This window comes from Streptomyces sp. NPDC042364 (genome assembly GCF_056437585.1).
In genome coordinates, this window is the sequence record NZ_JBWKAJ010000010.1 from 35547 (window position 1) to 48158 (window position 12612).

10 protein-coding genes are annotated in these 12612 nt (G+C 72.1%); 7 read left to right on the forward strand and 3 right to left on the reverse strand.

Translation table 11 applies throughout. The features are described from left to right. Positions 1 to 25 precede the first annotated feature (25 nt). Positions 26 to 1657 (forward strand): phospho-sugar mutase, encoded by a 1632-nt coding sequence (locus AC067N_RS21055; RefSeq protein ID WP_478680414.1) that lies wholly within the window; start codon positions 26 to 28, stop codon positions 1655 to 1657. A gap of 83 nt (positions 1658 to 1740) precedes the next feature. On the opposite strand, the gene AC067N_RS21060 is transcribed toward AC067N_RS21055, so the two are convergent. Next, positions 1741 to 3594 carry a hypothetical protein gene (locus AC067N_RS21060; protein ID WP_478680415.1) on the reverse strand — a complete coding sequence of 618 codons (1854 nt, stop codon included), beginning with the start codon at positions 3592 to 3594 and terminating at the stop codon, positions 1741 to 1743. Between the two features lie 260 nt (positions 3595 to 3854). Beyond that, a complete protein-coding gene (locus tag AC067N_RS21065; protein WP_478680619.1) occupies positions 3855 to 4418 on the reverse strand; it encodes a PH domain-containing protein in 564 nt (187 codons plus the stop codon). Positions 4419 to 4903: 485 nt separating this feature from the next. Between AC067N_RS21065 and deoC the strand changes: the two genes are divergently transcribed. From deoC to AC067N_RS21085, 4 genes are all read left to right on the forward strand, one after another. Further along, a complete protein-coding gene (deoC, locus tag AC067N_RS21070) occupies positions 4904 to 5854 on the forward strand; it encodes a deoxyribose-phosphate aldolase (protein ID WP_478680620.1) in 951 nt (316 codons plus the stop codon). 5 nt (positions 5855 to 5859) lie between these two features. Next, positions 5860 to 7296, forward strand: a complete 1437-nt coding sequence (locus AC067N_RS21075) for an aldehyde dehydrogenase family protein (RefSeq protein WP_478680416.1) — start codon at positions 5860 to 5862, stop codon at positions 7294 to 7296. Continuing rightward, positions 7289 to 8176: an aldehyde dehydrogenase family protein gene (locus AC067N_RS21080; protein WP_478680417.1), complete on the forward strand. Its 888-nt coding sequence runs from the start codon at positions 7289 to 7291 to the stop codon at positions 8174 to 8176. The genes AC067N_RS21075 and AC067N_RS21080 overlap by 8 nt, the downstream gene beginning before the upstream one ends. A gap of 233 nt (positions 8177 to 8409) precedes the next feature. After that, a complete protein-coding gene (locus tag AC067N_RS21085; protein ID WP_478680418.1) occupies positions 8410 to 9039 on the forward strand; it encodes a uridine kinase family protein in 630 nt (209 codons plus the stop codon). 210 nt (positions 9040 to 9249) lie between these two features. Here the strand turns inward: AC067N_RS21085 and AC067N_RS21090 are convergent, their stop codons facing one another. Then, the gene (locus tag AC067N_RS21090) at positions 9250 to 10068 is read right to left on the reverse strand and encodes a SigE family RNA polymerase sigma factor (RefSeq protein ID WP_478680419.1); all 819 of its coding nucleotides are present in this window, start codon (positions 10066 to 10068) and stop codon (positions 9250 to 9252) included. Positions 10069 to 10344: 276 nt separating this feature from the next. Between AC067N_RS21090 and afsQ1 the strand changes: the two genes are divergently transcribed. Together afsQ1 and AC067N_RS21100 are read left to right on the forward strand one after the other, a co-directional pair. Then, positions 10345 to 11022, forward strand: coding sequence for a two-component system response regulator AfsQ1 (afsQ1, locus tag AC067N_RS21095; protein ID WP_201452638.1), 678 nt, complete (start codon positions 10345 to 10347; stop codon positions 11020 to 11022). Continuing rightward, a complete protein-coding gene (locus AC067N_RS21100; protein WP_478680420.1) occupies positions 10920 to 12608 on the forward strand; it encodes a sensor histidine kinase in 1689 nt (562 codons plus the stop codon). Before afsQ1 ends, AC067N_RS21100 begins: the two co-directional genes overlap by 103 nt. Positions 12609 to 12612 lie beyond the last annotated feature (4 nt).

A 12612-nucleotide genomic window follows, 5' to 3' on the forward strand; every position in this document is an offset into this window, starting at 1 on the left:
CGAACAAGAGAGGTTGGACCCCGACGTGCAGGACGAACTCATCGCACGGGCCAGGACATGGCTCGCCGAGGACCCCGACGCGGAGACCCGCGAGGAACTCGCCGGGCTCATCGACGCCGGGGACACCGCGGAGCTCGCCGCACGCTTCAGCGGCACCCTCCAGTTCGGTACCGCCGGCCTCCGCGGGGAACTCGGCGCCGGCCCCATGCGCATGAACCGCTCGGTGGTCATCCGCGCGGCGGCCGGTCTCGCCGCGTACCTGAACAAGAACGGCGCCGCCGGCGGCCTCGTCGTCATCGGCTACGACGCCCGCCACAAGTCGGCGGACTTCGCCCGCGACACCGCCGCGGTCATGACCGGCGCCGGTCTGCGCGCCGCCGTCCTGCCCCGCCCGCTCCCGACCCCGGTCCTGGCCTTCGCCATAAGGCACCTGGGCGCGGTGGCCGGGGTGGAGGTCACCGCCAGCCACAATCCGCCCCGGGACAACGGCTACAAGGTCTACCTCGGCGACGGTTCGCAGATCGTGCCCCCGGCCGACGCCGAGATCGCGGCCGAGATCGACGCCGTACGCTCCCTCGCCGACGTCCCCCGGCCCGACGGCGGCTGGGACACCCTCGACGACAGTGTCCTCGGCGCCTATCTGGCCCGCACGGACGCCGTCCTCGCCGAGGGCTCCCCGCGGACGGCGCGCACCGTCTACACGGCGATGCACGGCGTCGGCAAGGACACCCTGCTCGCCGCGTTCGCCCGGGCCGGTTTCCCCGAGCCGGCGCTGGTGGCCGAGCAGGCCGAGCCCCACCCCGACTTCCCGACCGTGGCCTTCCCCAACCCGGAGGAGCCCGGCGCCATGGACCTGGCCTTCGCCAAGGCCCGCGAGACGGACCCCGACCTGATCGTCGCCAACGACCCGGACGCCGACCGCTGTGCCGTGGCCGTCAAGGACGGGTCGGACTGGCGGATGCTGCGCGGCGACGAGGTGGGCGCGCTCCTCGCCACCCATCTGGTCCGGCGCGGCGCGCAGGGCACCTTCGCCGAGTCGATCGTCTCCTCCTCCCTCCTCGGCCGGATCGCCGAGAAGGCGGGCCTGCCCTACGAGGAGACCCTCACCGGCTTCAAGTGGATCGCCCGCGTCGACGGCCTGCGCTACGGCTACGAGGAGGCCCTCGGCTACTGCGTCGACCCCGAGGGCGTCCGCGACAAGGACGGCATCACCGCCGCCCTGCTCATCACGGAGCTGGCCTCGCAGCTGAAGGAGGAGGGCCGCACCCTGCCGGACCTGCTCGACGACATCGCCGTGGAACACGGTCTGCACGCCACCGACCAGCTGTCCGTCCGCGTCGAGGACCTCTCGGTCATCGCCCGCGCCATGGAACAGCTCCGCGAGCAGCCGCCGACCACCCTCGCGGGCCTCGCCATCACCAGGGCCGAGGACCTCACCCGGGGCACGGACAAGCTGCCGCCCACGGACGGTCTGCGCTACACGCTCGACGGCGCCCGGGTGATCGTCCGCCCAAGCGGCACCGAGCCCAAGCTCAAGTGCTACCTGGAGGTCGTGGTCCCGGTCGCCACCCACGCCGACCTCCCCGAGGCCCGCGCGACGGCGACGGACCTGCTCGCCAAGATCAAGCAGGACCTCTCGGCGGCAGCGGGCATCTGAGCGCCCGGCAGCCCTCCCCGAACAGCACGGAAGCCCCGGCCGCACCGGCCGGGGCTTCGCCCGTTCCTCCCGCGGCCGGCTCCCTACGGCACCAGCACCAGCGCCGCCACCCACACCAGCCCCAGCGCCGCGCCCAGCGGCCACAGCGCCCGGCCCCGTTCGCGCTCACCGCTCTCCTCCGTGGGCCGCAGCGCCGGGTCCTGCCACATGGCGGTGATCTCGGCGGCCGTCCGCTCGTAGGGGTGGACCAGCCCGAACCGCCGCTCCAGCCCGGCCCAACGGGGCGCGTGCACCCGCCAGGCCGCGCCGAACCGGGGCCGGCGGCTGTCCACCTTGAGCTCGCCGCGCTCGCACCTCACGGTCATGAGGTGGTCCCACTCGATGTGCCGGACGCCGCGCATGCCGTTGAACCACAGTCCGTCCCGGTCGGCCGTGATGCGCCATGCGGCCATGCCCGGCAACAGCAGCACGCCGATGAGCCCGAGGAGGACGCCCGGGACATACCGCCAGGCGCCGCCCTCGCTCAGCACCAGGATCGACGCCCACACCACGATCACCAGGCAGACGGCCCGGTCCGGCCAGCCGGCCCGCCACCGCCGTACCGCCCCGGAGGCGAGCCTCTCGGTGATCCCGTCGGCGGCGGCCGCGCGCCGGTCCGCGTAAGCCGCGGCCCGCCGGGCCCGCGCCTTCTCCGCTCCGAGCCGCAGCCGTACGGCGCGGTCGGACAGGGCCCGCACGGGCACGATCGAGGACTCCACGACGACCTCCTCGTCCCCGGAACCGACCGCTTCCGGCTCCCCCGCGTCGCGCGCCGCCCCGGCTCCGTCCGGCCCCTCCGGTCCGGCGTCCCGCTCCGAGCCCTCCGCCGCGTCCGCGAGCCCGCTCTCGACCCCGCCGCCGTCCCTGTCCCCGTCCTCGTCCTCGTCCGCCCCGCCGCCCGCGTCCTCGGGTGCGCTGACGATCACGAGTTCGCCGCCGTCGTACGGCGCTCCGTAGAGCACGGCCTCGCGCAGCGGTCCGGGCTGGGCCACCTCGTCCGCGTCGCCGTCGAGGGAGTCGAGGAGCGCCTCCAGCTCCTTCTCCTCGAGCAGGCGGTCCTCCTCGTCCTCGTCCTCGTCATCGTCGTCGTACCACTCCTCGGCCGTGACGGTGAACATCGGCCGCAGCGCCGCCACGTCGTCGGCGGTGAAGACCTCGACGTCACCGTTCACGCCGTCGCGCACCAGGACCCTCAGGACCGGGACGGGGGCGCCCCGCAGCCCGGCGGCGCGGCGCCGGGCGAGGCGGCCGGAGGCCAGCGAGGTGAGCCCCCAGCCGACCACGAACCACCCGGCCAGCATGGCCTCGCGCCGGTCGGTGGCCGCCTCCCACCCGGACGCGACGACGATGAAGCCCCCGCCGAGCGCCGCGAGCACCAGCCCCAGCGCGATGAGGAACCGTCCCCGCCGCAGCGGCCCGACCCCCTCCGGCACGACGGCGGTGACGCCCTCGGCGGCGCTCTCGGCCCACTGCCGCTGCATCCGCCGTGCGCTCATCCGGAACTCGGCGAGGGCCCAGGCGGCGTTCACGAGGAGGAAGCCCACGAGGACCGGCAGGTCGTGCGTGCCGCTGTACCAGGCGAGGACGAGGGTCAGCACGGGACCGGAGACCCGCAGAACCTCGGGGCGCGCCAGGGTCCACACCAGGTGCAGGGGGACCAGCGCGGCGAGTGCGGGCGGCACGTCGCGGGAGTTGGCCAGCCAGAACCCGGCGGTCAGGCCGACCATGGCCAGGGCGAGCAGGTGCAGGGACCGCATGCGCACCGGCACCCACACCGGGGGCTGCGCCCGCGCCCACAGGCTCGCCTTCTCCCCGCTCCAGGCCGGGCAGCCCTCGGGCACGGCGGACTCGGGCAGCCGTCGCGACGGCCGCCCCGGGGACTCGATATGGGTGCTCATCGCTACCTAGCCACTCGGACCGCAACGGTGTTCGTCATTCGTATGACCGTACGACCCACGCCTGACGAGCCCTCAGTACGGGTGCCCTTCGAAGCGGGGAACGGCGGGTTCCGGAGCGCTTGCGCACCGTTTCCTGCGCCTTTGCGCGCCGTTCGAGGCGATGTCGGGCCGATCGCAGAGCCCTTGCGAGCCGTTCCGGGGTGTTCGAAGGCCGCCTCGGAGCTTCCGGGCGGCCGGCGGCGTCGCGCGCCCTCCCGCGCTCACCCCAGCGCGATCAGGATCGCCAGCAGCACGGCTCCCGCCGCCGCGGGCCCCATGATCTCCCAGGCCCAGCGGACGCTCGGCGCTCCCTGCGACCCCGGCGCGTCGGCGCGCGCCTCGCACAGCTCGCGCAGTTCGGCCATGACCTGGTCGGTCTCGGCGCGGACGGTCCGCGGCTCCAGCGACGTACGCCCGCTGCTGTCGCCCTTGGCGGCCCTGCCGGCCTCCCGGGCCTGCTGCCGGGCGGCCTTCTTGCGGGCGCGCAGGGACACGGGGACGGCCCAGAGCTGGTACTTGGTCCCGGCCTCGTCGATCACCTCGTTGGAGTAACCGGAGCGAAGGGAGACGACGGAGGCCCAGGGCAGTTCGATCACACGGAACGGGTTGCGCACCCGGAGCCGGTCGTCGTTGGCGAAGACGGCGGGCCGTACCGAGAAGGCCACCACCAGCGGCACGGCCAGCAGCATCGCCGCCAGCGCCAGCCAGGGTGTACGCCCGTCCCCGGTGATCACCGCGTCCGCGCCCAGCCAGCCGAAGAGGCCCAGAAGCAGCACACCGCCCACGAGGCCACCGGGCGACCGGTAGGCGCGGTCCTTGTAGACGGGTTTGGCGGGCTGCGGGGCCGCCGCCGGCGTCTGCTGCGGGGCCGCCGGGGGCTTCCGCTGCGGCCGGGCTTTCGCGGCCTCGGGAGCCCGCTCGGCCTTCGGGGTCTCCGAGGACGGCGTGCCCTCCGATGACGTCGAGGCCTCCGAGCGCTTCCGGGATTCCGGCTGCTTCTGGGACGACGGTCGATCCGGGGTGGTCATGCCCCGATTCTGCACGACACCGTTTCCTGAACGCCGAGCGGGAGTGGCCCCTGCCCCCGGGGCCGGTGCGGCTTCTGCGCAGTCAGCCCCGAGGGGTTCGTCCCCGCGCACGGCCCCCGGCCGCCTCCCTGACCAGGGGCCCGGACCCCGCCCGGTGCCGGACGCCACCCCTCGGCATTCCGCTCGACGAGAGTTCGGGGGTGTACACCCGCTACGCGCGTAGATATGCTCGTCTGGTGACCATGTCCACAGCCGCACCCCACGTCCTAGCCGACGCCACCGCGTCCGACAGCACACTGCGCCGCTTCCTCCACGGACTGCCCGGTGTGGACGCGGTAGGCCTGGAGGCGCGCGCCGCCTCCCTCGGCACCCGTTCCATCAAGACGACCGCCAAGGCGTACGCCATCGACCTGGCCATCTCCATGGTCGACCTGACGACGCTGGAAGGCGCGGACACCCCGGGCAAGGTCCGGGCACTCGGCGCCAAGGCGGTCAACCCCGACCCCACCGACCGCACGACCCCGTCCACAGCGGCGGTCTGCGTCTACCCCGACATGGTCGCCACCGCCAAGGCGGCCGTCGCGGGTTCGAGCGTGAAGGTCGCCTCGGTCGCCACCGCCTTCCCGGCGGGCCGCGCCCCCCTGTCGGTCAAGCTGGCCGACGTCCGGGAGGCGGTGGCCGCCGGCGCCGACGAGATCGACATGGTCATCGACCGGGGCGCGTTCCTCGCGGGCCACTATCTGAAGGTCCACGACGAGATCGTCGCCGTGAAGGAGGCCTGCGGCGCCGCGCGCCTGAAGGTCATCTTCGAGACGGGCGAGCTCTCGACGTACGACAACATCCGCCGCGCCAGCTGGCTCGGCATGCTCGCGGGCGCGGACTTCATCAAGACCTCGACCGGCAAGGTCGCGGTCAACGCCACCCCCGCCAACACCCTCCTCATGCTGGAGGCGGTCCGCGACTTCCGCGCCCAGACCGGCGTCCAGGTCGGCGTGAAGCCGGCCGGCGGCATCCGCACGTCCAAGGACGCGATCAAGTTCCTGGTCCTGGTCAACGAGACGGCGGGCGAGGACTGGCTGGACAACCACTGGTTCCGCTTCGGCGCCTCCTCGCTCCTCAACGACCTGCTGATGCAGCGCCAGAAGCTGGCCACCGGCCGCTACTCCGGCCCCGACTACGTGACGGTGGACTGATCACCATGGCATCCGTATTCGAGTACGCCCCGGCCCCCGAGTCCCGCGCGATCGTCGACATCGCGCCCTCGTACGGCCTGTTCATCGACGGCGAGTTCGCCGAGGCGGCGGACGGCAAGGTCTTCAAGACCGTCAGCCCCGCCTCCGAGGAGGTCCTCTCCGAGATCGCCCGGGCCGGCGAGGCCGATGTCGACCGCGCCGTGCAGGCGGCCCGCAAGGCGTTCGAGAAGTGGTCGGCGCTGCCCGGCTCGGAGCGCGCGAAGTACCTCTTCCGCATCGCCCGCATCATCCAGGAGCGCAGCCGTGAGCTGGCGGTCCTGGAGACGCTGGACAACGGCAAGCCGATCAAGGAGACCCGCGACGCCGACCTGCCCCTGGTCGCCGCGCACTTCTTCTACTACGCGGGCTGGGCCGACAAGCTCGACCACGCCGGCTTCGGCGCGAACCCCCGGCCGCTGGGCGTCGCGGGTCAGGTCATCCCGTGGAACTTCCCGCTGCTGATGCTGGCGTGGAAGATCGCCCCGGCCCTGGCCACCGGCAACACGGTCGTCCTCAAGCCGGCCGAGACCACCCCGCTGACGGCGCTGTTCTTCGCGGACATCTGCCGCCAGGCGGGCCTGCCCAAGGGCGTCGTCAACATCCTCCCCGGTTACGGCGACACGGGCGCCGCCCTGGTCGCGCATCCCGACGTGGACAAGGTGGCCTTCACCGGCTCCACGGCCGTCGGCAAGGAGATCGCGAAGACGGTCGCGGGCACCCGCAAGAAGCTCACCCTGGAGCTCGGCGGCAAGGGCGCGAACATCGTCTTCGACGACGCCCCGATCGACCAGGCCGTCGAGGGCATCGTCAACGGCATCTTCTTCAACCAGGGCCAGGTCTGCTGCGCGGGCTCCCGCCTCCTGGTCCAGGAGTCGATCCAGGACGAGCTGCTGGACTCCCTGAAGCGCCGCCTGTCGACGCTCCGCCTCGGCGACCCGCTCGACAAGAACACGGACATCGGGGCGATCAACTCCGAGGAGCAGCTGACCCGGATCACCTCGCTCGTCGAGAAGGGCGAGTCGGAGGGCGCCGAGCGCTGGTCCCCGGCGTGCGAACTGCCCGCCGCGGGCTACTGGTTCGCCCCGACGCTGTTCACGAACGTCACCCAGGCGCACACCGTCGCCCGCGACGAGATCTTCGGCCCGGTGCTGTCGGTGCTGACCTTCCGCACTCCGGACGAGGCCGTCGCCAAGGCCAACAACACCCAGTACGGCCTCTCGGCGGGCATCTGGACCGAGAAGGGCTCCCGGATCCTGGCCGTGGCGAACAAGCTCCGCGCGGGCGTCGTCTGGTCCAACACGTTCAACAAGTTCGACCCGACCTCGCCGTTCGGCGGCTACAAGGAGTCGGGCTTCGGCCGCGAGGGCGGCCGCCACGGCCTGGAGGCGTACCTCGATGTCTGACCGTTTGAGCGTCTTCAAGACCTACAAGCTGTACGTCGGCGGGAAGTTCCCGCGTTCCGAGAGCGGCCGGGTGTACGAGGTGACCGACGCAAAGGGCAAGTGGCTGGCCAACGCACCGCTCTCCTCCCGCAAGGACGCCCGTGACGCGGTCGTCGCCGCGCGCAAGGCGTTCGGCGGCTGGTCCGGCGCGACGGCGTACAACCGTGGCCAGATCCTCTACCGGGTCGCGGAGATGCTGGAGGGCCGCAAGGGCCAGTTCGTCCACGAGGTCGCCGACGCCGAGGGCCTGTCGAAGTCGAAGGCCGCCGCCCAGGTGGAGGCGACCATCGACCGCTGGGTCTGGTACGCCGGCTGGACCGACAAGATCGCCCAGGTGGTCGGCGGCGGGAACCCGGTGGCGGGCCCGTACTTCAACATCTCCACCCCCGAGCCGACGGGCGTCGTCGCCGTGGTGGCCCCCCAGGAGTCCTCCTTCCTGGGGCTGGTCTCGGTGGTCGCCCCGGTGATCGCCACGGGTAACACCGCGGTCGTGATCGCGAGCGAGAAGTCCCCGCTCCCGGCGCTGTCGCTGGGCGAGGTGCTCGCCACCTCCGACGTGCCCGGCGGCGTCGTGAACGTCCTGTCCGGCCGTACGGCGGAGATCGCGGCGCCGCTCGCCGCCCACCAGGACGTCAACGCGATCGACCTGGCCGGCGCGGACGACGTCCTCGCCAAGGAGCTGGAGATCGCCGCGGCCGACAACCTGAAGCGGGTGCTGCGTCCACAGCCTGTGGACGACTGGTCGGCCTCTCCGGGCATCGACCGCATGACGGCGTTCCTGGAGACGAAGACGGTCTGGCACCCGACGGGGTCGCTCGGGGCGTCGGGCTCCTCCTACTGACGAACGCGCCGGCACTCGCGGACCGGCCGCGGACGACCCCCGTCGTCCACGGCCGGTCGCGCGGTCTCCCTGCACCCGCCGACCGGTGGCCGGGCCCGGCGCGGGCCAGGCGACCACTTTCCGGCTACTCACGGCAACGGTTCCCGCACGTCTGGTAGTCGGGGTGTGATGTGCGCTCCAAGGGCGACCCGCCGGCTCGGCGGGAGCCGCGCCATGCCTCACACTGGACTCTCGTGAGTTCACATCCCCCGATACCGACCCGGGTCGTCCTGCTGTCCGGTCCGTCCGGCTCAGGCAAATCCCTCCTCGCCGCCCGCTCCGGTCTGCCCGTGCTGCGGCTCGACGACTTCTACAAGGAGGGCGACGACCCGACGCTGCCCCTGGTGGCGGGCAGCACGGACATCGACTGGGACCATCCGCTGTCCTGGGACGCGGACACCGCCGTCGCGGCGATCGAGGAGCTGTGCCGCACAGGCCGTACGACCGTGCCGACGTACGACATCTCGCTCAGCGCGCGGACCGGCGCGGAGACCCTGCACATCGAACGGACCCCGCTGTTCATCGCCGAGGGGATCTTCGCCGCGGAGATCGTGGGACGCTGCCGTGAACTCGGCGTCCTCGCGGACGCGCTGTGCCTGACCCGGGGTCCGGTGACGACGTTCCGCCGCCGCTTCCTGCGCGATCTGAAGGAGGGGCGCAAGTCGGTGCCCTTCCTGCTGCGGCGCGGCTGGCGGCTGATGCGTCTGGAGCGCTCGATCGTGTCCCGGCAGGCGGAGCTGGGCGCCCACCCCTGCGACAAGGACGAGGCGCTCGGACGGCTGGCGTCGGCCGCCGCGGGCCGCCGCACGCAGGCGGCGGCCTGAGGGTTGACACACAGAAGCGGGACCGGACGGACCCCCCGGCCCTCCGGTCCCGCTTCCCCCGTTGTCCCCCGTCGTGACCCCGTGTCCCCCGTGGTCCCGTCGGTTCTCCCCCGGTTGTCGCGGCGGCGCTCCCCCGCGCCACCGCGATCTCCCCTGGATCCCCCGTGATCCCCCGTGCTTCCCCCCGCTTACCCTGCTCCCCCCAGACCCTCAGGCGACAAGCTCCCCGAAGGACTCCTCCTCGTCACGGCCGAAGCTGAGGACCTCGTCCTCGCGCAGGCGGCGCAGGGACCGCCAGATGCTCGACTTCACCGTGCCGACACTGATGTCGAGGATCTCCGCGATCTCCGGGTCGGTGCGGCCCTCGTAGTAACGCAGGACCAGCATCGTCCGCTGGAGTTCGGGGAGGCGGGCGAGCGCCTGCCACAGGACGGCGCGCAGTTCGGTGCCGCGCATCGCGTCCGTGTCGCCGGCGGTCTCCGGCAGCTCCTCGGTCGGGTACTCGTTCAGCTTGCGGCGGCGCCACGCGCTGATGTGCAGGTTGGTCATGGTGCGGCGGAGGTAGCCCCCGACCGCGGCCTTGTCACTGATCCGGTCCCACGCCCTGTACGTCGAGAAGAGGGCGCTCTGGAGGAGGTCCTCGGCCTCGAAGCGGTCACCGGTCAAGTGGTAGGCGGTTGCGTACAGGGAGGCACGACGCTCCTGGACGTAGGCGGTGAACTCCGCCTCCGACACAGAACGGCGCTCCCCCGTGCCCTCCCCGTACGCGGCCCCCGTTCCCCCGTGGGCCACCCCCGTGGCGCTTCCCCCCAGCTGCGCGTCAACCACCGACATGCAGGGCTGAAGCCCTTGCTGCGCATACGTGGTGTGCTGACGCCCGGTGCCGCGAGCGCACCCCCGCCCTCCCCCACGCTCGAACACGCTCGCACGGGAGGGACCCCCATCGGCACCGGACTTCTCCGTGCTCCGGATGACGTCGTGGAGACGCGTGACAACTGCGCTAGTGCTGGTGCTGTGCAGCGTGTTCATCTCGCGCCCCCCGTCGTGGAGTTCCGGTCTCTCGCCCCGCTCCGGCGCTTGACCGCCGCGGTGCTTCCTGCCTGTGCCGAAAAGATTGCCCGGCCACTTTCATCGCCGTGTCCGCCGACTGTCACAGACCTGTCACAGGGGCGGGTCCCAGCGAGGACACAGGGCGGTCACAGAGAAGAGTCGTACGGCTACGCGGGCGGGACGATCGTGTGCGGGTGTCGCGTGGGAGCGCTTCAACGGTCGATTCGTGGCCATGCCATGGGCCAGAATGAGCCCGTGCCTTCCCTGTTGCTGATCGAGGACGACGACGCCATCCGCACGGCCCTGGAGCTCTCACTGACGCGCCAGGGGCACCGTGTCGCCACCGCCGCCACCGGCGAGGATGGTCTCAAGCTGCTGCGCGAACAGCGGCCTGATCTGATCGTTTTGGATGTGATGCTGCCCGGCATCGACGGCTTCGAGGTGTGCCGTCGCATCCGGCGCACCGACCAGCTGCCGATCATCCTGCTGACCGCCCGCAGCGACGACATCGACGTCGTGGTGGGACTGGAGTCCGGCGCGGACGACTATGTGGTCAAGCCCGTGCAGGGGCGGGTGCTGGACGCCCGGATCCGCGCGGTGCTGCGGCGCGGTGAGCGCGAGGCCAACGACGCGGCCACCTTCGGCAACCTCGTGATCGACCGCGCGGCGATGACCGTGACGAAGAACGGCGAGGACCTCCAGCTGACGCCGACCGAGCTGCGGCTGCTGCTGGAGCTGAGCCGGCGCCCCGGACAGGCCCTGTCCCGGCAGCAGTTGCTGCGCCTGGTCTGGGAGCACGACTACCTGGGCGACTCCCGTCTGGTCGACGCGTGCGTCCAGCGGCTGCGCGCGAAGGTCGAGGACGTGCCGTCGTCGCCGACCCTGATCCGTACGGTGCGCGGTGTGGGCTACCGGCTGGACGTTCCTCAGTGACAAAGGCTCGAGGGGGGATCCGCGGCTGGTCCGCGACGCGTACGAAGGTCCAGTCCCGCATCCGTTTCACCAGCCTGCGGCTGCGTCTGGTGGTGGTCTTCGGGCTGGTGGCGCTCACGGCCGCCGTGTCGGCGTCCGGTATCGCGTACTGGCTCAACCGCGAGGCCGTGCAGAGCCGTGCGCAGGACGCGGCGCTCAACGACTTCGAGCGCGAGCTGCAGAGCCATGTCAGCACCCTGCGCCCGAACCCGGCCCAGGACCAACTGCGGATCGCCGCGCGCAAGATGGCCGACGGCGGTGAGCGCTTCGGCGTGCTGCTCGTCGACGAGGACGCCGACGGCAGGACGGTGTCCGGCTCCTCGACCGACAACGCGCTGAACGGGTTCTCCCTCGCGGACGTGCCCGCGTCCCTGCAGAAGGCCGTCAACAAGCGGCAGAAGATCACCTCGGGCAACCAGCATCCGTACCACGTGTACTGGCAGCGCGTCATCGACGGGGACACCCCGTATCTGGTGGGCGGCGCGAAGATGATCGGCGGCGGCCCGACCGCCTATATGCGCAAGTCGCTGGAGAAGGAGGCGGAGGACCTCAACTCGCTGGCCTGGTCGCTGGGGATCGCGACGGCTCTGTCGCTGATCGGCTCGGCGCTGCTCGCGCAGGCCGCCGCGACGACCGTGCTGAAGCCGGTGCAGCGCCTCGGCGTCGCCGCCCGGCGGCTCGGCGAGGGCAAGCTCGACACCCGGCTGCGCGTCTCCGGCACGGACGAACTGGCCGACCTCTCCCGGACGTTCAACCTCGCGGCGGAGTCCCTGGAGAAGAAGGTCGACGACATGAGCGCCCGCGAGGAGGCGTCCCGCCGCTTCGTCGCCGACATGTCGCACGAGCTCCGTACGCCGCTGACGGCGATCACCGCCGTCACGGAGGTGCTGGAGGAGGAGCTGGACGCGGAGACCGGCAGCGTCGACCCGATGATCGAGCCCGCCGTACGTCTCGTGGTGAGCGAGACACGGCGGCTGAACGACCTGGTCGAGAACCTTATGGAGGTCACCCGCTTCGACGCGGGCACGGCCCGGCTGGTCCTGGACGACGTGGACATCGCCGACCAGATCACCGCCTGCATCGACGCCCGCGCCTGGCTGGACGCGGTGGAGCTGGACGCCGAGCGCGGCATCATGGCCAACCTCGATCCGCGCCGCCTGGACGTGATCCTCGCCAACCTCATCGGCAACGCCCTCAAGCACGGCGGTTCGCCGGTACGGGTCTCGGTGCGCGAGGAGGGCGAGGATCTGCTGATCGAGGTGCAGGACCACGGTCCCGGTATCCCCGAGGACGTCCTCCCCCATGTGTTCGACCGCTTCTACAAGGCCAGTGCCTCTCGTCCGCGCTCCGAGGGCAGCGGCCTCGGCCTGTCCATCGCCCTGGAGAACGCCCACATCCACGGTGGCGGGATCACCGCCGCCAACTCCCCCGAGGGCGGCGCGGTGTTCACCCTCCGCCTGCCCAGGGACGCCGCCCCGCTGATCGCACGGGAACGCGACGGGGACCAGGGCGACGGCACGGAGGACACCGAGGGAGACGGGCAGTGACGAT